General features: G+C 73.5%; 15 protein-coding genes and 1 pseudogene. 15 read left to right on the top strand and 1 reads right to left on the bottom strand.

Annotated elements, in window-relative coordinates:
- The first annotated feature begins 598 nt into the window (after window positions 1–598).
- Window positions 599–1,258, top strand: a complete 660-nt coding sequence (locus tag ACFV6D_RS08385) for a trimeric intracellular cation channel family protein (protein ID WP_063347738.1) — start codon at window positions 599–601, stop codon at window positions 1,256–1,258.
- On the opposite strand, the gene ACFV6D_RS08380 is transcribed toward ACFV6D_RS08385, so the two are convergent.
- Window positions 1,164–1,952 carry an IclR family transcriptional regulator gene (locus ACFV6D_RS08380; protein WP_363372012.1) on the bottom strand — a complete coding sequence of 263 codons (789 nt, stop codon included), beginning with the start codon at window positions 1,950–1,952 and terminating at the stop codon, window positions 1,164–1,166. The genes ACFV6D_RS08385 and ACFV6D_RS08380 overlap by 95 nt on opposite strands.
- A 258-nt stretch (window positions 1,953–2,210) precedes the next feature.
- Here ACFV6D_RS08380 and ACFV6D_RS08375 point away from each other — a divergent pair, with 258 nt between their 5' ends.
- The 14 genes and pseudogenes from ACFV6D_RS08375 to ACFV6D_RS08310 all read left to right on the top strand — a co-directional run bounded on the left by ACFV6D_RS08375 (window position 2,211) and on the right by ACFV6D_RS08310 (window position 22,315).
- A complete protein-coding gene (locus tag ACFV6D_RS08375) occupies window positions 2,211–3,392 on the top strand; it encodes a cysteine desulfurase family protein (protein ID WP_063347736.1) in 1,182 nt (393 codons plus the stop codon).
- Between the two features lie 51 nt (window positions 3,393–3,443).
- Window positions 3,444–4,580 (top strand): tRNA 2-thiouridine(34) synthase MnmA, encoded by a 1,137-nt coding sequence (gene mnmA / locus ACFV6D_RS08370; RefSeq protein ID WP_063347735.1) that lies wholly within the window; start codon window positions 3,444–3,446, stop codon window positions 4,578–4,580.
- A gap of 47 nt (window positions 4,581–4,627) precedes the next feature.
- Entirely contained in the window at window positions 4,628–5,152 is a 525-nt protein-coding gene (locus ACFV6D_RS08365) for a TIGR00730 family Rossman fold protein (RefSeq protein WP_380344975.1), read from the top strand.
- A gap of 13 nt (window positions 5,153–5,165) precedes the next feature.
- Window positions 5,166–5,855, top strand: a complete 690-nt coding sequence (locus ACFV6D_RS08360) for an SDR family oxidoreductase (RefSeq protein ID WP_380377630.1) — start codon at window positions 5,166–5,168, stop codon at window positions 5,853–5,855.
- A gap of 35 nt (window positions 5,856–5,890) precedes the next feature.
- Window positions 5,891–6,901 carry a methionine synthase gene (locus ACFV6D_RS08355; protein WP_244293362.1) on the top strand — a complete coding sequence of 337 codons (1,011 nt, stop codon included), beginning with the start codon at window positions 5,891–5,893 and terminating at the stop codon, window positions 6,899–6,901.
- Window positions 6,902–6,923: 22 nt separating this feature from the next.
- Window positions 6,924–9,230, top strand: coding sequence for an NAD-dependent DNA ligase LigA (ligA, locus tag ACFV6D_RS08350; RefSeq protein ID WP_380491632.1), 2,307 nt, complete (start codon window positions 6,924–6,926; stop codon window positions 9,228–9,230).
- Between the two features lie 358 nt (window positions 9,231–9,588).
- Window positions 9,589–11,076: pseudogene (locus tag ACFV6D_RS08345) on the top strand (putative bifunctional diguanylate cyclase/phosphodiesterase); the annotation flags it as partial.
- A 523-nt stretch (window positions 11,077–11,599) separates the two neighbouring features.
- Window positions 11,600–11,896 carry an Asp-tRNA(Asn)/Glu-tRNA(Gln) amidotransferase subunit GatC gene (gene gatC, locus ACFV6D_RS08340; protein ID WP_030057414.1) on the top strand — a complete coding sequence of 99 codons (297 nt, stop codon included), beginning with the start codon at window positions 11,600–11,602 and terminating at the stop codon, window positions 11,894–11,896.
- A 5-nt stretch (window positions 11,897–11,901) separates the two neighbouring features.
- Complete coding sequence (gatA, locus tag ACFV6D_RS08335; RefSeq protein ID WP_063347731.1) at window positions 11,902–13,395, top strand: Asp-tRNA(Asn)/Glu-tRNA(Gln) amidotransferase subunit GatA; 1,494 nt, start codon at window positions 11,902–11,904, stop codon at window positions 13,393–13,395.
- Window positions 13,392–13,667 (top strand): hypothetical protein, encoded by a 276-nt coding sequence (locus ACFV6D_RS08330; RefSeq protein WP_244293361.1) that lies wholly within the window; start codon window positions 13,392–13,394, stop codon window positions 13,665–13,667. Before gatA ends, ACFV6D_RS08330 begins: the two co-directional genes overlap by 4 nt.
- A 77-nt stretch (window positions 13,668–13,744) precedes the next feature.
- On the top strand, window positions 13,745–15,256 hold the full coding sequence (gatB, locus tag ACFV6D_RS08325) for an Asp-tRNA(Asn)/Glu-tRNA(Gln) amidotransferase subunit GatB (RefSeq protein ID WP_380484353.1): 1,512 nt from the start codon (window positions 13,745–13,747) through the stop codon (window positions 15,254–15,256).
- Between the two features lie 257 nt (window positions 15,257–15,513).
- Window positions 15,514–15,672: a hypothetical protein gene (locus ACFV6D_RS08320; protein ID WP_159398431.1), complete on the top strand. Its 159-nt coding sequence runs from the start codon at window positions 15,514–15,516 to the stop codon at window positions 15,670–15,672.
- 134 nt (window positions 15,673–15,806) lie between these two features.
- Complete coding sequence (locus ACFV6D_RS08315; RefSeq protein WP_380558937.1) at window positions 15,807–18,848, top strand: helix-turn-helix transcriptional regulator; 3,042 nt, start codon at window positions 15,807–15,809, stop codon at window positions 18,846–18,848.
- A 533-nt stretch (window positions 18,849–19,381) separates the two neighbouring features.
- Window positions 19,382–22,315, top strand: a complete 2,934-nt coding sequence (locus tag ACFV6D_RS08310; RefSeq protein ID WP_380558964.1) for a putative bifunctional diguanylate cyclase/phosphodiesterase — start codon at window positions 19,382–19,384, stop codon at window positions 22,313–22,315.
- Window positions 22,316–22,378: the final 63 nt, after the last annotated feature.

Genomic DNA, 22,378 nt, shown 5'->3' with positions numbered 1-22,378 from the left:
GCTCTTGATGTCTTCTGGCGCTTCCCGCGCTCTGTGCGCGGGCCGTCGCGGGCGGGGGCCGCCCGGCGCGCGCCCCCCCCCCCCCCGGCGCCAATTCTCGCCGACGATACCGGGCTCTGCCGCGGTTCGGGCAATATAATTAGTCGTTGTAACGCATGGAAATTCACCTACCCGAGCTTAATCGCCCGGCCATTGGCGCGGACTGTCGACGTTCGGACATCGGGGATGCCGGTGCAATCGGCATCAGGGATTTCAGTCGTTGTAGCGCACGGGAGTCTCCTCTCCGGTTGTTCATGTTCGAAGCCCTGGTGCTTCTCTCGATGGAAATGAAACTACCACCGCCATTCGGCTCCGTCCATGAGTTAATTCCGGGATCAATTTCCCAAACCAGCCAACCCGGGCAAAGCGTGCATCGAATTCGGGAGGGAAATGCGAATTGTATTCCCCATACCGCACGACCTGCATTATTTCGCGAATATGTCGAAATTTAGTGTTCACGTCAACTCTGCGCAGAGTGTCCGGACCGGTGGTGGTTGTCGCCCGGGCCCGCGGCCGTACGCGGAGGGGGGGAGGGGTCCGTACGGGTCATAGTTGTTCGGTGACCTCGCAGATCTTCCCCTCCGACGTGCAGCAGTCGCTGGACCTCGTCGGCATCTTCGTCTTCGCCCTCTCCGGAGGGCTGCTCGCCGTCCGCAAGAACATGGACATCTTCGGCATCGCGGTGCTGGCCGAGGTCACCGCGCTCGGCGGCGGTGTGATCCGGGACCTGGTGATCGGGGCGACGCCCGTCGCGGCGTTCAGCAACCTCGGGTACTTCATCACCCCGCTGGTCGCCGCGCTGGTGGTGTTCTTCCTGCACCCCGAGGTCGAGCGGATCAACCGGGCGGTGCAGACCCTGGACGCCCTCGGCCTCGGCCTGTTCTGCGTCACCGGCACCGCCAAGGCGCACGACTACGGGCTCGGCGCGGTGTCGGCCGTCGCCCTCGGCATGGTCACCGCGGCCGGCGGCGGGGTGATCCGCGACGTGCTGGCCGGCGAGATCCCCTCGCTGCTGCGCTGGGACCGGGAGATCTACGCCGTCCCGGCCCTGGTCGGCGCCGCCCTGGTGGCGGTGCTGATCGGCGTCGACCGGCTGACCGGCGCCACCGGCACCGCCGCCGCGCTCACCGCCTTCGGGCTGCGGATGCTCGCGCTGAAGTACGGCTGGCGCGCCCCGCGGGCCTGGCGCCGCAACGGTTCTCGCACCAGCGAGGAGTAGGCGAGCCGCCGTACGCGAGCGAGATCGCCTCCGCCGTGCAGAGCAGTTCCGGCACCATCCGGGCGAGTTCGGCCGGCGGCACCTGGCTCGCCGGGGCGCTCAGCGCGCAGGCCGCGACCGTCCGGCCGCCGCTGCCCGCCACCGGCGCGGCCACGCACGTCACCGGCTCCCGGTGCTCGGCCGACTCCACCGCCCAGCCCCGCAGCCGCACCGCCGCCAGTTCGGCCGGCAACTCCTCGTCGGGGGTGCCGTCCTCGGGCAGCCCGGCCAGCAGCACCCGGCCGATCGCCGTCCCGCCGGCCGGCGCCCGCCGACCGATCCGGGACGCCCGGGCGGCGCCCGGCCCGGCCCAGCTGCCGGCCACCTCGTCCAGGTACAGCACCTCGCCGTCCTGGAGCACGGCCAGCTGGACGGTGTAGCCGCAGCGCGCGTTGAGCGCCGCCAGGTACGGCGCGGCGACCTGCCGGACGTCGATCTCCTCCAGCGCCCGGTGGGCCAGGGAGAGCACCCGGCCGCCGAGGCGGTAGCGCAGATCGGGCTGGCGCTGCGCGAAGCCGTGCTCCTCCAGGGTGCGCAGCAGCCGCAGCGCGGTGGACTTGTGCACCCCGATGCTGGTCGCGGCCTGCTCCAGGGTGACCGGCCCGTCGCCGAGCGACCCGAGCAGGGTCAGGGCGCGGTCGACCGACTGCGACATGGCGCACCGCTCCTGTCCACGCCGATGGGAAGTGAGAGTGGGACGTGATCCCGGGCCGTGCCCGCGGGCCGGGCCGGGGCCCGTCCGCGGGAAGCGTCCGTCAGGCTAACCGCTCGGCCGCGCGACGGGTCAAACGGGTGCCGGACACCGGTGTCCGGTGGGCGCGTGGTCCGGGTAACGTCCGGGAGTCGTCCGGTGGCCGGATCGGTGCGCACACCGGGACGGGGCCCGGGAAGCGCCCTCTACAATCGGATGGTTATGCCATACCTGGACCATGCGGCGACCACGCCGATGCTGCCCGAGGCGATCGCCGCGATGTCGGCGCACCTGGGGGTGGTCGGCAACGCCTCGTCCCTGCACGCGGCCGGCCGCCGGGCCCGCCGGGTGGTCGAGGAGGCCCGTGAGTCGCTGGCCGACTCGCTGGGCGCCCGCCCGAGCGAGATCGTGCTCACCGGCGGGGGCACCGAGTCCGACAACCTCGCCGTCAAGGGCCTGTACTGGGCCCGCCGGGGCGCCGACCCGGCCCGCACCCGGGTGCTGTGCAGCCCGGTCGAGCACCACGCGGTGCTGGACGCGGTGCACTGGCTCTCCGAGCACGAGGGCGCCGACGTCGAGTACCTGCCGGTCGACCCGCTCGGCCGGGTGCACCCGCAGGCGCTGCGCGAGGCGATCGAGCGGGACCCGCACTCGGTCGCGCTGGTCACCGTGATGTGGGCCAACAACGAGGTCGGCACCGTCCAGCCGGTGCGCGAACTCGCCGCCGTCGCGGCCGAGTACGGCATCCCGATGCACGCCGACGCGGTGCAGGCGCTCGGGCAGGTCCCGGTCTCCTTCGCCGGGTCGGGGCTCACCGCGCTCACCGTCACCGGGCACAAGATCGGCGGCCCGTTCGGCATCGGCGCGCTGCTGCTCTCGCGCGGCGCCGCGCCCGTCCCGCTGCTGCACGGCGGCGGCCAGGAGCGCGACGTCCGCTCCGGCACCCTGGACGCGCCCGCCGCCGCCGGCTTCGCCACCGCCGCGGCCCTCGCGGTCGAGCGCCAGCCGGAGCACGCGGTCGTGCTCGGCGCGCTGCGCGACGAGCTGATCGCCGCCGTGCTGGCCGCCGTCCCCGCCGCGGTGCTCAACGGCGACCCGGCCGCCGAGGGGCGGCTGCCCGCCAACGCGCACTTCTCCTTCCCCGGCTGCGAGGGCGACGCGCTGCTGATGCTGCTCGACGCCCAGGGCATCGAGTGCTCCACCGGCTCGGCCTGCTCGGCCGGGGTGCCGCAGCCCAGCCACGTGCTGCTCGCGATGGGCGTCGACCCGGCGCTGGCCCGGGCCTCGCTGCGTTTCTCGCTCGGGCACACCTCGGTGCGCGAGGACGTGACGGCGCTGGTCGCGGCCATCGCCCCGGCCGTCCAGCGGGCCCGCAACGCGGGTCTGGCGGCGGTGCGGCGGTAGTTCCTCCGGGCGGTCGGGCATGTACGGCGGCCCCGTACTCTTGTAGTCACCATGACTGACTTCCCGGGTGCCCCGACCGCTCCGTCCACCGGCCGTCTGCGCGTGCTCGCGGCGATGTCCGGCGGCGTCGACTCCGCCGTCGCCGCCGCCCGCGCCGCCGAGGCGGGGCACGAGGTGACGGGCGTCCACCTGGCGCTGTCCGCCAACCCGCAGTCCTTCCGCACCGGGGCCCGCGGCTGCTGCACCATCGAGGACTCCCGGGACGCGTGGCGCGCGGCCGACGTGATCGGCATCCCGTTCTACGTCTGGGACCTCGCCGAGCGCTTCCGCGAGGACGTCATCGACGACTTCGTCGCCGAGTACGCGGCCGGCCGCACCCCCAATCCCTGCCTGCGCTGCAACGAGAAGATCAAGTTCGCCGCGCTGCTCGACAAGGCGATCGCGCTCGGCTTCGACGCGGTCTGCACCGGCCACTACGCCCGGATCGTCGACCTGCCGTCCGGGGAGCGCCAGCTGCACCGCGCCGTCGACGCCGCCAAGGACCAGTCCTACGTGCTCGGTGTGCTGGACGCGGACCAGCTCGCCCACTCCCTCTTCCCGCTCGGCGACACCACCAAGGACGCCATCCGCGAGGAGGCCGAGCGCCGCGGCCTGGCCGTCGCCAAGAAGCCGGACAGCCACGACATCTGCTTCATCGCCGACGGCGACACCCAGGGCTTCCTGGCCAAGCACCTCGGCACCGCCACCGGCGACATCCTCGACGCCGACGGCACCAAGCTCGGCGAGCACGACGGCGCGTACGGCTTCACCATCGGCCAGCGCAAGGGCCTGCGGATCGGCCGGCCCGCCGCGGACGGCAAGCCCCGCTACGTCCTCGACATCTCGCCGGTCGACAACACCGTGACCGTCGGCCCGCTGGAGGGCCTGGACGTCACCGGGCTCACCGCGATCCGGCCGCGCTGGTGCGGCACCGAGCCGCTCGCCGACGGCCGGTACACCGCCCAACTGCGCGCCCACGGCGAGGAGGTGCCGGTGAGCGCGTCGGTCGTGGACGGCGAGCTGCGGGTGCAGTTGGACACCCCCGTCCGCGGCATCGCCCCCGGCCAGGCCGTCGTCCTGTACGACGGCACCCGCGTCGTCGGCTCCGCCACCATCGCCGCCACCGAGCGCCCGGCCGTCCGCGCCTGAAACCGGGGTGAGCGCGGCCCGGCCCGCGTGATAGACCAGGTAGCACTATGAATATCTGCGTCTTCTGCTCCGCGTACTCGCTCGACGACCGCTACTCCGCTCCCGCCGCCGAGTTCGCGCGGCTCCTCGGCGAGGGCGGGCACACCCTGGTGTGGGGCGGTTCGAACGCCGGGCTGATGGGGCTGCTGGCCGATGAGGTGAAGGCGGCGGGCGGCAGGCTGGTCGGGGTGCTCGTCGAGATGCTGAGGCACAAGGGGTACGTCGGCGCCGACGAGTTGGTGATGACCGAGGACCTCGCCGAGCGGAAGGCGGAGCTGGCCGCCCGGGCGGACGCGATCGTCGTGCTGGTCGGCGGGCTGGGCACCCTCGACGAGGTGACCGAGGTGCTGGAGCTCAAGAAGCACGGCATGTTCGACAAGCCGGTGATCGTCCTGGACACCGAGGGCTTCTACGCGGGCCTGCGCACGCAGATGGAGCGGATGGACACCGAGGGCTTCCTGCCGCGCCCGCTCGCCGAGCTGATCAACTTCGCCGACACCCCGGCTCAGGTGTTTGAGCAGCTCAAGGCCTGATTAGATCAGCACCATGGCTGCACATCTGATCACCGGCGCCGGCTCCGGCATCGGCGCCGTCCTGGCCGAGCGTCTCGCCGAGCGCGGCGACGACCTCTGGCTGTTCGCCCGCGACGTCCGCCGCGCCGCCGAACTGCGCGAGCGCTTCCCCGGGGCGCAGACCCTGGTCGGCGACCTCGGCGACCCGGCCAAGCTCTCCTGGGCCCTCGGCCACCAGGCGCTGCCCGTCGAGCTCGACTCCCTCCTGCACGTCGCGGGCATGGTGGAACTGGGTGCGGTCGGCGAGCTGCCGGTCAAGGCCTGGCAGAGCACCCTGGCCGTCAACCTGGTCGCCCCCGCCGAGCTGACCCGGCTCCTGCTGCCCTCGCTGCGCCTGGTCAAGGGGCACGTGGTGTTCGTCAACTCCGGTGCGGGCCTGAGCGCCTCCGCCGAGTGGTCGGCCTACGCGGCGAGCAAGCACGGCCTCAAGGCGCTCGCCGACGCGCTGCGCCAGGAGGAGCACGCGAACGGCGTCCGGGTCACCTCGGTCTACCCGGGCCGCACCGCCACCGCGATGCAGGCCAAGGTGCACCAGCAGGAGGGCAAGGCCTACGACGAGGACCGCTTCATCGCCCCGGAGTCGGTGGTGAAGGCGATCCTCGCCGCCCTGGACGCCTCCCGCGACGCGGAGCTCACCGACATCACCGTCCGCCCCGGGCGCTGACCTCGCCGGGGCGGCGGCGCACTAGGCTCGGGCGGGTGAGCACCGGAGACACCTTCCCCGACCTGCGCGGCGCCGCCACCGGCGTCGGTTCGCTGCCCGGCACCGACGCGCGGGAGGCCGCCAAGACCTCCACCGGCGCGCTGGAGCAGCTGCCGTTCCTGCCCGAACTCCCCGCCCGCGGGCCGGGCGCCGACATGATCGGCCGCGGCGCCGGCCTGCTGGTCGAGCTGTTCGCACAGACCGAACCGTCCGGCTGGCGGTTCGCCGACCGCCCCGGCCGGGACACCCGGCGCGCGCACTCCTGGCTGGGCGAGGACCTGGACGCGCTGGAGGAGTTCACCCAGGGCTACCAGGGCGCGCTCAAACTCCAGGCCGTGGGCCCGTGGACGCTGGCAGCGAGCATCGAGCTCAGGCACGGCGAGAAGGCGCTCTCCGACCACGGCGCCTGCCGGGACATCGCCGGCTCGCTCACCGAAGGCCTGCGCCGCCACCTGGCGGACGTCCGCCGGCGGGTGCCCGGCGCGCAGCTGGTCCTCCAGCTCGACGAGCCCTCGCTGCCCGCCGTGCTGGCCGGTTCGGTGAAGACCGCCAGCGGCTTCCAGCGGTTGCGCTCGGTGGACCGGCAGGTCGCCGAGGAGGTGCTGCGCGAGACGATCCGCGGCCTGGACGTGCCGGTCGTGGTGCACTGCTGCGCCCCGCAGGTCCCGCTCCCGCTGCTGCGCCGGGCCGGGGTGGCCGGGGTCTCCCTCGACTTCTCCCTCCTCACCGAGCGGGAGGACGACGACCTCGGCGAGGCGGTCGAGGCGGGCACGGCGATCCTCGCTGGTGTCGTGCCCTCCACTGACCAGGAGGTGTCCGACCCGGCCGGTAGTGTCCAGGGTGTCAGGACCTTGTGGCGCAGGCTCGGGTTCGCCCCGGAGCTGCTGGGCCGCCGCGTGCTGGTGACGCCGACCTGCGGGCTGGCCGGGGCGTCCCCGGCGTACGCGCGCAAGGCGCTGTCGCTTGCGGCGCGGGCGGCGCAGAGCCTGGTGGACAACCCGGAATGAGAACGTAGGAGGGCTTGCGGTGGTGGCTGTCGAGGGCTGGGAGGACGTCCCTGCGGAGGTGCGCAGGCGGCACGCCGAGCTGGTCGTGGAGATCACCGAGCACCGCGCCCGGTACTACGTGCAGGACGCCCCGGTCGTCAGCGACGCCGAGTTCGACGTCCTGATGCGCGAGCTGGAGGCGGTCGAGGCCGCGCACCCGGCCCTGGTGACGCCGGACTCGCCGACGCAGGAGGTCGGCGGCGACGTCGCGGAGGGCTTCACCAAGGTCGAGCACCGCGAGCGGCTGCTCAGCCTCGACAACGCCATGGACGACGAGGAGCTGGCGGCCTGGGCGGACCGGGTCGCCCGCGAGCTGGACGGCATCGACTACCACTACCTGTGCGAGCTCAAGGTGGACGGCCTGGCCGTCAACCTCACCTACGAGCGCGGCCAGTTGGTCCTGGCCGCGACCCGGGGCACCGGCCGGGTCGGCGAGGACATCACCGCCAACGTCCGCACCATCAAGGAGATCCCGCAGCAGCTCACCGGCGACGACCTGCCCGAGCTGGTCGAGATCCGCGGCGAGGTCTACCTGCCCACCGAGGCCTTCGAGGAACTGAACGCCTCGCTGGCGGCGGAGAACGAGCGCCGCCGGGCGGAGAACGAGGAGCGCGCCAAGGAGGGCAGGCGTCCGCAGGCGCTGCTCCACCTGTTCGCCAACCCCCGCAACGCCGCCGCCGGTTCGCTGCGCCAGAAGGACCCGCTGGTCACCGCGTCCCGTCCGCTGCACATGGTGGTGCACGGCATCGGCGCCCGGGTCGGCTTCGACATCGACTGCCAGTCGCACGCCTACGACCTGCTGCGCGCGTGGGGCCTGCCGACGGCCCGGCACAACAAGGTGGTCGGGACGCTCGACGAGGTGCGGGCGTTCATCGGGCACTTCGGCGAGCAGCGGCACTCGGTCGAGCACGAGATCGACGGCGTCGTGGTCAAGGTGGACGAGATCGCCCTGCAAGGGCGGCTCGGTTCCACCTCCAAGTCGCCGCGCTGGGCGATCGCCTGGAAGTACCCGCCGGAGGAGGTCACCGGCAGGCTGGCCGCGATCAAGGTCGGCATCGGCCGCACCGGCCGGGCCACCCCGTACGCGGTGCTGGCCGAGCCGGTGAAGGTGGCCGGCTCGATGGTGCAGTACGCGACGCTGCACAACCAGCAGGTCGTCAAGGCCAAGGGCGTGCTGCTCGGCGACACCATCGTGCTGCGCAAGGCCGGCGACGTCATCCCGGAGATCCTCGGCCCGGTGGAGAGCCTGCGGGACGGCACCGAGCAGGAGTTCGTGATGCCCTCGCACTGCCACGAGTGCGGGGCCGAGCTGCGCCCGATGTCCGAGGGGGACATCGATCTGCGCTGCCCCAACGCGCAGTTCTGCCCGGCGCAGATCCGCGAGCGGATCGCCTTCCTGGGCGGCCGTTCCTCGCTGGACATCGAGGGCCTGGGCTATGTCGCGGCGACCGCGCTGACCCAGCCGCTGGAGCCGGCCGAGGCGCCGGTGCGGGACGAGGGCGACATCTTCGGCCTGACGATGGAGCAGTTGCTGCCGATCGAGGTGCTGGTCCGCGACCAGAAGACGGGCATGCCCAAGCTGGACGACCGCACCGGCAAGGAGAAGAAGGCCACCTTCTTCGCGAACCAGAAGGGCGAGCCCAAGAAGACGGCGGGCGTGCTGCTGGAGAATCTGGAGAGGGTGAAGGAACGTCCGCTGTGGCGGTTCCTCAACGGCCTCTCGATTCGGCACGTCGGGCCGGTCGCGGCGCAGGAACTGGCGCGGGAGTTCCGGGACCTCGACCGGATCTTCTCGGCCACCGAGGAGGAGCTGGCCGCCGTCGAGGGGGTCGGGCCGATCATCGCCCGTTCCGTCGTCGAGTGGTACCAGGAGGAGTGGCACCGGGGGATCCTGGAGAAGTGGCGCGCGGCCGGCGTCCGCTTCACCGAGGAGCCCGCCGACGAGGAGGAGGCGGAGCGCCCGCTGGAGGGCCTGACCGTCGTGGTCACCGGCACCCTGGCCGGGCACACCCGGGACGGGGCCAAGGAGGCGCTGACCTCGCGCGGCGCGAAGGTGACCGGTTCGGTATCGAAGAAGACAGATTTTGTCGTGGCCGGTGACAACCCCGGGTCCAAGTACGACAAGGCCGTTCAGCTCGGACTGCCGGTCCTGGACGACGCCGGCTTCGCCGTGCTGCTCGCCGACGGAGCGGCCGCGGCCCGCGCCCACCTCGGCCTGCCCGAGGTCGGGAAGGCCCCCGTCGAGGCCGCCCCGGAGGCCGACCCGGAGGCCGACCCGAGCGGAGCGTGACCGAACCCGTCTTGTTATCGTCCTGATGCAACGTCACCGGGTGTCGCACCGTGAAAGCGGGCATTGTGTCACTGTGCGACACCCGGGCGCGGTGGCGCGTTTCCGGTTGTCCGAAAGTCTGCCCACCGGGTGGACCCCGGCATACCCTGGAGCGCAACAGAGTGTCAGCAGGGGTGGGGGCACCGGCTGAGCCGGTGCTCCGCGGGGTCGCTCCATGCCCGGCAGCTGTCGGTACCGGCACGGTGCCTCACCGTAAGGCGGCCTGACGGGGCGGGCCCGACGGAGGACAGGGCTTATGGATCGTACGACCGGCGGTGCGCCCACACGCCCGCCGCAGGGGGTGGCAGGTGCGGTCCTGCTGCTCGGCGTGCTGCTGGCCGGTGCCGCGCCGCTCATCCCGCTGGCCGTCCTGGTCTACCGGTACGAGCCCGAACTGCTGCCGCTGTTCGCGGTGCCGCTGGCGGTGCTGGTCGCCGCCTGGCGGATCGCCCGCGACCGCGCCCGTGACCAGCTGACCGACCCGCTGACGGATCTGCCCAACCGTCAGGCCCTGTTGATGGCCGCCCAGGAGGCGATCGCGGAGCGTGCGGAAGGCTACAGCGTCGGTCTCATCCTGCTCGATCTCGATCGCTTCCGATCGCTCAACGACACCCTCGGTCACACCGCTGGCGACCGGCTGCTGGTGCACATCGCCCGCCGGCTGCACCGCGCGCTGCGCTCCGGAGGCCCGGCCGGCAGCGCCACCCGGGAGTCCATCGACGACGTCTTCGCCGGCCTGCCCCGGAACTACCGGCGCGGCCGCCCGATGGTGGCCCGGATGGGCGGCGACGAGTTCGCCGTGCTGCTGCCCGGCATCAACTGCCCGGACAGCCTGGAGCGGGTCGCCAAGGCGCTGATCGCCGAACTCGCCGCGCCGATCCGGCTGGACGGGCTGCTGCTCGTGCTGGAGGCCAGCGCCGGCGTCTGCGTCTACCCGCAGCACGCCCAGGACGCCGAGGCGCTGCTGCGCCGCGCCGACGTGGCGATGGGCCACGCCCAGCGCGGTTGCAGCGGCGTCGCGCAGTACGACGAGACCCAGGACGCCGACACGCCGTACCGGATAGGGCTGCTCGGCGACCTGCGGCGGGCCCTGGAGACCGGCGAGGTGCAGCTGCACTACCAGCCCAAGGTGGCCTTCGACGGCCGGGTGGTCGGCCTGGAGGCGCTGCTGCGCTGGGAGCGCCCCGGCCAGGGCCGGGTCTCGCCGGACGAGTTCGTCGGGCTCGCCGAGTCCAGCGGCCTGATGCCCCGGCTCACCGACTACGTGCTGGAGGCCGCCGTCGGGCAGCTCGCCTACTGGCGGGACCAGGGCCTCCAGGTGCAGGTCGCGGTCAACGTCTCCCCGCGCGACGTGCTCAACCCCGGCTTCGCCCAGCGCGTCGCCGGCCACCTCGTCCGCCACCAGGTGCCGGCCCACGCGCTCCAGCTGGAGATCACCGAACGGCTGCTGCTGGACGACTCCCGCCGGGCCGCCGACACCCTCGCCGAACTGCGCGGTTACGGCGTCGGGATGTCCCTGGACGACTTCGGGACCGGCCACTCCTCGCTGGTGCGGTTGCGCAGCCTGCCGGTCGGCGAGCTGAAGATCGACCGCTCCTTCGTCTCCCGGATGGTCATCGACGACCACGACGCGGCGGTGGTGCGCTGCTCGGTGGAGCTCGCCCACTCGCTGGGCCTGACCGTGGTCGCCGAGGGCGTCGAGGACGACGAGACCTGGGAGCGGCTGCACTGCATGGGCGTGGACGCCGTCCAGGGCTGGCTGGTGTCGGCCGCGCTGCCGGCCGAGCAGGCCACCGCCTGGCTGCGGGTGCACCGTACCGGCGCCCCGCCGGTGGAGCGGCTGGTCCCCCCGCCGGGCCGGCTGCCGTCGGCGCTCCACGCGGTGCAGGGGGGCCAGGGCCTGCCGGTCCAGCCGGTGCTGCCGCCGGCCGCCCAGCCGGTGGTCCAGCAGGCCATCGCACCGGTGCTGCCGTCGACCCTCCCGCCGGTGCTGCCCCCCGTGCTGCCCCCGACGCTCCCGCAGGCCGTGCAGGCCGTGCAGGCCGTGCAGGCCGTGCAGGCCGTTCAGACGGTCCAGGCCGCGCCCGCGCCCCAGCCCGTGTCGGCCGCGCAGATCGAGATCAAGGCGCCGGGCACGCAGAGTTGGGCCCGCACCAGGCCGCAGTGACGGGCGCACACGCTTACTCGTTGGCCGGTGGCCGGGCCGGGCCCCATAGGATGGGGTCCAAAGACCACGAGGACGGAGCACCGGACCGGTTGCTCCTGCCCGGGCCCGGCACCGCCTGCGCGCGGCGCCGGGCCTCACCAGAACTCACCCTGAGGATCGCTGCATGCCTGGCATCACGCGCGAGGAGGTCGCCCACCTCGCCCGGCTGTCGCGTCTTGAGCTGAAGCCCGAAGAGCTGGACCACTTCGCCGAGCAGCTCGACGTGATCATCGGCGCGGTCGCCCGCGTTTCCGAGGTCGCCGGACAGGACGTCCCGCCGACCTCCCACCCGCTCCCGCTGACCAACGTGATGCGCGCGGACGAGGTGCGGCCGTCGCTCACCCCGGAGCAGGCGCTGTCCGGCGCCCCCGCCGCCGAGGAGCAGCGTTTCCGCGTGCCCCAGATCCTCGGGGAGGACTGACCGAGATGACCGAGTTGATCAAGTACACCGCCGCTGAGACGGCTTCCGCCATCGCCAAGGGCGAGGTGTCCGCCGTCGAGGTGGCGCAGGCGCACCTGGACCGCATCGGCGCCGTCGACAAGAAGGTCAACGCCTTCCTGCACGTCGACACCGAGGGCGCGTTGAACGCCGCCAAGGCCGTCGACGAGAAGCGCGCCAAGGGCGAGGAGCTGGGCCCGCTGGCCGGCGTCCCGCTCGCGCTGAAGGACGTCTTCACCACCAAGGGCGTGCCGACCACCTGCGGCTCCAAGATCCTCGAAGGCTGGATCCCGCCGTACGACGCCACGTTGACCACCCGTCTCAAGGACGCCGGCGTGGTCATCCTCGGCAAGACCAACATGGACGAGTTCGCGATGGGCTCCTCCACCGAGAACTCCGCCTACGGCACGACCGGCAACCCGTGGGACCTCTCCCGCATCCCCGGCGGCTCCGGCGGCGGCTCGGCCGCCGCGCTGGCCGCCTTCGAGGCCCCGCTGGCGATCGGCACCGACACCGGCGGCTCGATCCGCCAGCCCGGTGCCGTCACCGGCACCGTCGGCGTCAAGCCGACCTACGGCTCGGTCTCCCGCTACGGCCTGGTCGCCTTCTCGTCCTCGCTGGACCAGGGCGGCCCGTGCGCCCGCACCGTGCTGGACGCGGCGCTGCTGCACGAGGCCATCGCCGGGTACGACCCGCTGGACTCCACCTCGATCGACGCGCCCGTCCCGGCCGTGGTCGAGGCCGCCAAGCTGCGCGACGTGCGCGGCATGCGGATCGGCGTGGTCAAGGAGTTCGCCGGCGAGGGCTACCAGGCCGGCGTGATGGAGCGCTTCAACGAGTCGGTGGAGCTGCTGCGCGAGCTGGGCGCCGAGGTCGTCGAGGTCTCCTGCCCGTCCTTCACCCTGGCGCTGCCGGCGTACTACCTGATCGCGCCCAGCGAGGCCTCGTCCAACCTGGCCCGTTTCGACGCGATGCGCTACGGCCTGCGGGTCGGCGACGACGGCTCCCGCTCGGCCGAGGACGTCACCGCCCTGACCCGCGAGGCCGGCTTCGGCCCCGAGGTCAAGCGCCGCATCATCCTCGGCACCTACGCCCTCTCCTCGGGCTACTACGACGCCTACTACGGCTCGGCCCAGAAGGTCCGCACGCTCATCTCGCGCGACTTCGACGCCGCCTTCGCGGGCGTGGACGTGCTGGTCTCGCCGACCACGCCGACCACCGCCTTCCCGATCGGCGAGCGCGCCGACGACCCGATGGCGATGTACCTGGCCGACCTCTGCACGATTCCGTCGAACCTCGCGGGCAACGCGGCCATGTCGCTGCCCTGCGGTCTGGCCCCGGAGGACAATCTCCCGGTCGGCCTGCAGATCATCGCACCCGCGATGGCGGACGACCGCCTGTACCGGGTGGGCGGCGCCGTCGAGGCCGCACTCAACGACAAGTGGGGGCACACCCTGCTGGAGGAGGCACCGGCACTGTGAGCAAGATCGAGAAGGCCAAGGCCCCGTCGTCCCTCAAGGCACCGTCGTCCCTGAAGGGCTTCAAGCACAGCAAGCCGGGCCTCTGGCTGTCCATCGGCACCAGCGCCTTCGGCGCGCTATCGGTCGTCAAGGACGTCCGCAAGGCCCGCGAGGAGAGCGACACCCTCAAGCTGGTCAACGCCCTGGTCGGCGCCGCCGCGCTGATCACCGGTACCGCCCTGCTGGTGCGCGAGCTGCGCCAGCTCGGCTCCGACGACGTCCTGCTGGGCTGAGCTGAGCGCCCCGGCCCGGCCCCGCGCGAGCGGCGGCCGGGCCCGTACCTCCCAAGTCTTTTAGTGAAGGGGACGCTGTGAGCGTCATGAACCTGGTCTCCTACGAGGACGCTCTCGCGTCGTACGACCCGGTGATGGGCCTTGAGGTCCACGTCGAGCTGGGCACCAAGACCAAGATGTTCTGCGGTTGCTCGACCGAGCTGGGTGCCGAGCCGAACAGCCAGACCTGCCCGACCTGCCTGGGCCTGCCCGGCTCGCTGCCGGTGGTCAACGCGATCGGCGTGGAGTCGGCCGTCAAGATCGGCCTGGCGCTGAACTGCGAGATCGCCGAGTGGTGCCGGTTCGCGCGGAAGAACTACTTCTACCCGGACATGCCCAAGAACTTCCAGACCTCGCAGTACGACGAGCCGATCGCCTTCAACGGCTACCTCGACGTGCAGCTGGAGGACGGCTCGACCTTCCGCGTGGAGATCGAGCGCGCCCACATGGAGGAGGACACCGGCAAGTCCAGCCACGTCGGTGGCGCGACCGGCCGCATCCACGGCGCCACCCACTCGCTGCTCGACTACAACCGGGCCGGCATCCCGCTGATCGAGATCGTCACCAAGCCGATCACCGGCGCCGGCGAGCGCGCCCCCGAGGTCGCCAAGGCGTACGTCGCCGAGCTGCGCGAGCTGATCAAGGCGCTGGGCGTCTCCGAGGCGCGGATGGACAAGGGCCAGATGCGCTGCGACGTCAACCTGTCGCTGCGCCCCAACGGCACCGAGACCTTCGGCACCCGTTCGGAGACCAAGAACGTCAACTCGCTGCGCAGCGTGGAGCGGGCCGCCCGGTTCGAGATCCAGCGGCACGCCACCGTGCTGACCGACGGCGGCACGATCATCCAGGAGACCCGGCACTTCCACGAGGAGGACGGCAGCACCACCTCGGGCCGGATCAAGGACAACGCCGAGGACTACCGCTACTTCCCCGAGCCGGACCTGGTGCCGATCGCCCCCGCCCGCGCCTGGGTCGAGGAGCTGCGCGCAGGCCTGCCCGAGCTGCCGCGGGTGCGCCGGGCCCGGCTGCAGGCCGAGTGGGGCCTGTCCGACAAGGACATGCAGTCGGTGCTGAACGCCGGCGCCGTCGAGCCGATCCAGGAGACCATCGCCGCCGGCGCCCCGGCCGACCAGGCCCGCAAGTGGTGGATGGGCGAGCTGGCCCGCCGGGCCAACGAGACCGGCACCGAGCTGAGCGAGCAGCCGATCACCCCGGCGCAGGTCGCCCGGGTCACCGCGCTGGTCGCCGAGGGCAAGCTGAACGACAAGCTGGCCCGCCAGGTCATCGAGGCCGTGCTGGCCGGCGAGGGCGAGCCGGACGAGGTCGTCGAGAAGCGCGGCCTGGCCGTCGTCTCGGACGACTCCGCGCTCGGTGCGGCCGTCGACCAGGCCATCGCCGAGAACGAGGCGATCGCCGCCAAGATCCGCGACGGCAAGGTCGCGGCGGTCGGCGCGCTGGTCGGTGCGGTCATGAAGGCCACCCGCGGCCAGGCCGACGCGGCCCGCGTCAAGGACCTGATCCTGGAGCGGCTCGCCGTCGAGGGGCAGTAGGCGCAGCCCGGGGAAGCTGGGCGTCTCCGCCTGAGCTTCCTAAGGTGCCTAAGGCATCTAAGGCCCTCTAAGTAAGGCCTAAGGCCCGGTCTCACCTCTAAATCGAGGTAAGACCGGGCCTTTGTCGTTCCCGGGGCCCCGATCTAAGGCACCTGGGGCCCGGAAGATCGGTAGGGCTTCCGATGCGGCACCCCCCGCTGGGAGAGGAAAGTCTTACTCGACAGCGAAACGCAGTGAAACCCACAGGGGGAACCGAAGTGATCGAGTACGAGCTCATCCAGCAGCACGCCCACGAGCTGGCCGTCCGCGCCGAGCACGAGCGCCTGGTCCGGGAGGCCAAGGAGGGGCGCCGCCTGCGGCAGCGTCCGGTGGCCGCCCGCTTCCAGCGGCGCCCCGCGCGCCAGCGCGAATGCTGACGGACCGGCACCACGACGGTGCCGAGGGAGTTTCGGAGGGGGAGGCGCAGCAGGGGAGCGCCTCCCCCTCCGGGCGTTCGCCAGGGGAGATAACCCCTCGGCCCGCCACCTCCGGCTATGGCATGCTCGCCTCCATGCAGCAGATATCGGTGAGTCCCGTCTTCGTCGGCCGCGGCAGCGAGATCACCGAACTGACCGACGCGCTGCGCCGGGCCGGCTCCGGCAGCCCGCAGGCCGTGCTGATCGGCGGCGAGGCGGGCGTCGGCAAGACCCGGCTGCTGGAGGAGTTCCTGGAGCGGGCCGCCGCCGGGGGAGCGGTCACCACGCTCGGCGGCTGCCTGGAGATCGGCGCCGAGGGCCTGCCGTACGCCCCGCTGGCCGCCGCGCTGCGCCGGCTGCACCGCTCGCTGGGCGCCGAGCTGGAGGCCGCTGCGGTCGGCAGCGAGGGGCACCTGGCCCGGCTGCTGCCCGAGTTCGGCGAGGCCGACAGTGAACCCAACGACGAGTACGGCCGGGCCCGGCTGTTCGAGCACACCGCGAGGCTGTTCGAGCGGCTCGGCGCGGAGCGTACCCTCGTGTTCGCCGTCGAGGACCTGCACTGGTCCGACCGCTCCACCCGCGAACTGCTCGCCTTCCTGGTCCGCACCCTGCACCGGTCCCGGGTGCTGCTGGTCGCCACCTACCGCTCCGACGACCTGCACCGCCGCCACCCGCTGCGCCCCTTCCTGGCCGAGCTCGAACGGCTGCGCACCGTCCAGCGGCTGGAGCTGGAGCGGTTCGGCCGCGGCGAGGTCGCCGCCCAGCTGGCCGGCATCCTCGGCACCGCCGACCCCGACCGGAAGCTGGTGGACCGCATCCACCGCCGCTCCGAGGGGAACCCGTTCTTCGTCGAGGAGCTGGCCACCGCCTTCGAGGACGGCTGCGGCGCAGGGCTCACCGACTCGCTGCGCGACATCCTGCTGGTCCGGGTGGAGAGCCTGGTCGAGGAGGCCCAGCGGGTGGTGCGGATCGCCGCCGAGGGCGGCTCGCACGTCGAGCACGCCCTGCTGGCGGCCGTCCTGGACGACGACGAGGAGGCGCTGATCGAGGCGCTGCGGGCGGCCGTCGGCGCCAACATCCTGCGCCCGGACGGCGAGGGCGAGGGCTACCGCTTCCGGCACGCGCTGGTCCGCGAGGCGGTCTCGGACGACCTGCTGCCCGGTGAACGGCACCGGATCAACCGCAAGTTCGCGCTCGCCGTGGAGGCGCAGCCGCAGCTGGTCTCCTGCGACGCCCTGCCCGCCCGGCTGGCCAACTACTGGTACCACGCGCACGACCCGGCCCGCGCCCTGCCGACCGCCCTGGACGCCGCCCGGGCGGCCCGCCGCCGCAACGCCTTCGCCGAGCAACTGGGCATGCTGGAACGGGCCCTGGAACTGTGGGACATGGTCTCCGAGGAGGTGCTGGCGCACACCCTGCGCCCGTACGACTGGGCCGAGACCTACCCGCCGGGCTCCTGCGACCACAGCACCGCCGACGGGGACTGCGACCGGATCCAGCTGGTCGACGTGCTGGCCGAGGCGGTGGTCGCGGCCCGGCGCTGCGGCGACCGCGAGCGCGGCCTGAGCCTCGCCAGGCGGGGGCTGCGGCTGGTCGACGAGGCCGTGCACCCGGTGCGCGCGGCCTGGTTCCGGATCAACCGGGCCCGGATGCTGGGCAATCTGCGCCGTTCCGGCGACGACGAGGAGATCCTGCACGCGCACCGGCTGGTCGACCACCTGCCGCCGTCCGCCGTCCAGGCCGAGGTGTTCGCGCTCGGCGCCGGGGTGGCGATGCTCAAGAAGCCCGGCCCCGAGCACATCGAGCTGGCCGAGCGGGCGATCCGGATCGCCCAGGAGGTCGGCGCGCACTCCGTCGAGGTGCACGCCCGGATGACGCTCGGCGGCCTGCGCTACGACGTGCACGGCGATGCCGACGGCGGGCTGGCCGAACTGGCCGGGGCGGTCGAGGCGGCCCGCCGGCTGGGCGTGCCCGACCTGCTGCTGCGCGGCGTCAACAACCTGGCCAGCATGCAGCGCGGGGTGGGCCGGGCCGAGGAGGCGGTGGTGCTGGCCCGTGAGGGCCTGGTCTACGCGGACGGCAACGGCCTGCTGCGCAACATCGGCACCATCCTGACCGGCAACCTGGCCGAGGCGCTGACCGACCTGGGGCGGATCCGGGAGGCCGCCGAGGTGCTCGACGCCTGCGAGCTGACCAGCCTGACCGGCACCCACGCCGAGTTCCTGGACCGGATGCGCGGCGACCTCGCGCTGCTGCGCGGGGACCTGGCCGGCGCGGCGACCATGCTGGCGCAGGCCCGGTCGGCCAACCGGGTCGGCCAGCTCCAGCACAGCGTGCCGATCAGCCGGCTGGCGGTGCGGATCGCCGCGCTCGCCGGTCGGCCGCTGGAGGCCCGGGAGGAACTGCTCACCGCGCTGGCGGAGGAGGGGCGGCTCGGCCACGAGTCCGACGTGTACCCGCTGCTGGTCGAGGCCGCCACGGTGGAGGCGGACAGCCGGGGCCTGCCGGAGGCCGCGGCGGGCCGGGCCGAGGCACTGGCCGCGATCGCCGCGCGGGCGGCCCGGCTGCGGCCGCGGGCGCCGATGCACCACGGCTGGGCCCGGCTGCTGGAGGGCGAACTGGCCCGCGCCGAGGCCGCCGACACCCCGGAGCAGTGGGCCGCCGTGGTCGCCGCGCTGCGGCCGACCGGGCTGCCGTACCCGCTGGCGGTCGCCCTGCTGCGGGCCGGCGAGGCCGAGGTGCTGGCCGGGCGGCGCGAGGCCGGGGCCGAACTGCTGCGCGAGGCGCGGGAACTGGCCACCGTCCGGGGCGACCGTCCGCTGCTGGCGGAGGTCGCGGGCCTGGCCGAGCGGGCCGGGCTGACGCTGACCCCGGTGGCGGCCGCGCGCCCGGCCGCCGGGCTGGCCGCGACCCCGCCCGCCGGGGAGTCCTTCGGCCTCACCCCCCGTGAGCGGGACGTGCTCCGGTTGCTGGCGCGGGGCTGGAGCAACCGGCAGATCGCGGAGGAGCTGTACATCTCTCCGAAGACCGCGAGCGTGCACGTTTCCAACATCCTGGGCAAGCTCGCGGTCACCGGCCGGGGTGAGGCGGCAGCGCTGGCGCACCGGCTGCGGCTGTTCCCGGACGATCCGGCGTAGGCCCTGTCCCCCCGGGCCTCCCGCTGACCCGAGCGCCCGGCGCCGGGCCTCCTGACCGTCTCCGGTCCGGGCGGCCCGGGGCCGGGCGCCGTCGCGTGCTCCCGTGCGCGCCGCGTGAGCCCCTGGTCGCGCGCCGCCGCCAACCGGGCCGATCCGCCGGAATCGGGTGCATTTCCCCACTCCCTCGCCATTACTCTAAGTTGAGTGCATGTGTCATTGAGTGACGGATTTGGTGTAGGGTCCCGATCGGGAACATCGGTGCGGTGTGGTGACCGGAAGGCCGCCCACCCCCTGGGCCTCCGTCCTGACGGGGCGCCAGGCCACCGCGTACGACCGAGAGGCGCGCGGCCGGTGGCCCGTGGCCGGGGCGCCAGGCCCCGGGCCGGAGGGGGAGAGGCCGAGTGAGCTCCACCGATACGGTGCTGCCCGGGGCCGGACGGCCGGGCGTGCCACCCGCCGACGCGTCCGAGCCCGACACGTCCGCGCCCGGCGCAGCCGCAGCCGGCCCGCCCGCTCCCGGCCGGCGCGGCCCGCTGAGCCGGCTCCGGGAGAGCCGGACGCTGCCCGGCCTCGTCCTCGGCGCGCTCTGCCTGGCCTACGCCCTGGGCGCCGCCACTGGCTGGGGATCCTTCCAACTCTCCATCTTCATGGGCGACTTCGGCCTGGCCGCGGCGGCGCTCGCGGCCGCGCTGTCCTGCCTGGTGTACGGCTGCACAGCCGGCGGGCGCGCCCGCCCGGCCTGGCTGCTGTTCGGCCTCTCCTCGCTCATGGTGGCCTGCGGCAACGGCACCTGGGGCTGGTACGAACTGGTCGCCCGCAGCCCGCTGCCGCAGGACTCGCTCGCCGAGTACGCCTTCCTGCTGTTCTCCCCGCTCGCCATCACCGGTGTCCTGGTGCTCGCCCAGCGCCCGCGCTCGGCCGCCGGCTGGCTCTGCCTGCTGCTCGACGGCTGGCTGATCGCCGGCTCGCTGTTCACCCTCAGCTGGAGCCTGGCGCTCGGCCGGATCGCCGCCGGCGAGGTCGGCTCGCCACTGCGGCTGGCCCTCAACCTGGCCTACCCGGTGCTGGACATCCTGCTGGTCAGCCTGGTCGTCGGGCTGCGCTTCGGCGGCCGGGACGGCAACCGGGCGGCCGTGCACACCGCGATGGTGGCGCTGGCCGTCACCGTCCTGTGCGACGCCCTGTTCACCTCCCCGGAGCTGCGCAGCAGCTACCGCTCGGGCGAACTGCTGGACGCCGGCTGGTTCTCCGGCAGCCTGCTGCTGGCCTGGGCGCCGTGGTCGCCGCGCTGGCGCCGCCCGCTGCGCGAGCACCCCTCGGCCGGAGGCCTGCCGCGCCGCCGGGTGGCCACCACGTTCAGCGCGCTCACCCCGTACGCGGCCGCCGCGGTGTGCACCGCCGGGATCCTCTACAACGCCCTCGGCGGGCGGGAATTGGACCGGGTGGTGGCCGCGGCGGCCTGCACCGTCGGCCTGGCGCTCATCCTGCGCCAGGGCGTGATGCTGCTCGACAACCTCTCGCTCGCCCAGGAACTCGCCCACAAGGAGGCGCACTTCCGCTCCCTGGTGCAGGGCTCCAGCGACGTCATCATGATCGCCGGCGCCAACGGCGTGCTCTCCTACGTCTCCCCGGCCGCACTCGGCGTCTACGGGCGGGACCCGGAGGAACTGGTCGGCGGAAACCTGCTGGACCTGGTCCACCCGGAGGACGTGGACCGGGTGCTCGCCGAGGTCCGCCGCTACCTGGCGAGGGTCCGGCTCACCGCCCACCGCTCCCCGGGCACCGCCGAGCCGTCCGCCCGGGTGGAGTGCCGGATCAGCTCCGGCGGCGGCGAGTGGCTGCACGTCGAGTCGACGGTCAGCCGGCACCGTGACGGCCTGATCCTCAACAGCCGGGACGTGACCGAACGCGTGATACTCCAGGCCCAGTTGCAGCACAACGCCTTCCACGACCCGCTCACCGACCTGCCCAACCGGGCGCTGTTCGCCCAGCGGCTGCGGGCCGCCCTCGGCGCCCGCGGCCAGCAGGGCGAGGGCGGCGCCGGTGTCGCGGTGCTCTTCCTCGACCTGGACGGCTTCAAGGCGGTCAACGACACGGCCGGCCACCAGGTGGGCGACGAACTGCTGGTGCAGGCGGCCCGCCGGCTCCAGGGGGCCGTCCGCTGCGGGGACACCGTCGCCCGGTTCGGCGGCGACGAGTTCGCCGCGCTGGTCTGCGGCCCGCTCGGCCGGCTCCAGGTCCAGGAGCTCGCCGAACGGCTGCGGATCGCGCTCTCCGAGCCGTACTGGATCGGCGGCGCCGAACTCGGTGTCGCCGCCAGCATCGGCATCGCCTTCGGCACCCCCGAACGCGGCCCGGCCGCCGACCCGAGGGCGGCCACCGACGAGCTGATGCGCAACGCCGACCTCGCGATGTACCGGGCCAAGTCCGAGGGCAAGGGCCGGGTGGTGCTCTACAACCCCGCGATGCGGGCCGATCTGGAGCGCCGCACCGAACTGGAGGAGCGGCTGCGGGCCGCCGTCCGGGAGGGCGGCTTCACCCTGCTCCACCAGCCCGTGGTGGACCTCGGCAGCGGCGCGGTGACCGGCGTCGAGGCGCAGGCCCGCTGGCGTTCGGCGGGCGGCCTGCTGCTCACTCCGGCCGAGTTCCTGCGCTCGGCCGACCACGGCGACGCGGCCACCCGGTTCTCCCGCTGGCTGGTCCAGGAGGCGGTGACGGCCGCGGCCAACCGGCGCGGCCAGTCCGGCCGCAGCCGCAGCGGCCCCGCGCCCGTCCCGGTCGCCGTCCGGCTCTCCACCGAGCGGCTGTGCTCGCCCGGCCTGTACGAGACGGTGGCCGCGGCGCTGCGCGACAGCCGGCTGCCGGCCGGCGAGCTGGTGATCGAGGTGGCCCGGATGGGCCCGGACTCGCTCGCCGACGAACTCGGCCGCCGGCTGGCCGCGTTGCGCCGGCTCGGGGTCACCACCGTGCTGGCCGGCTACGGCGCCGGCAGCGGTTCGCTCGGCGAGCTGGCCCGGCTGCCCCTGGACGGCCTCAAGCTGGACCGCACGCTGGTGCAGGACCTCGGGGAGTCCGCGCTCAGCCGCACGCTCGCCGGGCACGCCCTGCGGCTCGGCCACGACCTCGGCCTGGTCACCGGCGCCGAGGGGGTGGACCTGCCCCGCCAGGTCGCCGCGCTCCAGGAGCTGGGCTGCCGGCAGGGCCAGGGTTCGGCCTTCGCGCCGCCGCTGGACGAGACCCGGCTGCGCCGGGCGCTGGTGCGCCGAGGCTACCCGCTGCCCAGACCGCTCGGCTCGGTCTCGGCCCGGCGCGCGTACCTGGCCACGGAGGCCCGGACGGGTGGCCGCGGGGAGGGCGGCGGGGGGCGTGTCGTGCATCACCACGGTGCCCCCGACCTGCCCGAACGCCGCGCGGTGACCGGTCCAGGGCCAGGTCCGCATGGCGAGACGGTCATCCCACCTGCTTGACACGTGCCCCCGGACAGGAGGAGGGTCGTTGCCATGCGCACCCGAATTCTCGTACTTGGCGGG

Source organism: Kitasatospora sp. NPDC059812, assembly GCF_042732075.1.
Taxonomy (GTDB): domain Bacteria; phylum Actinomycetota; class Actinomycetes; order Streptomycetales; family Streptomycetaceae; genus Kitasatospora.
This window is presented reverse-complemented; position numbering and strand designations above follow the sequence as displayed.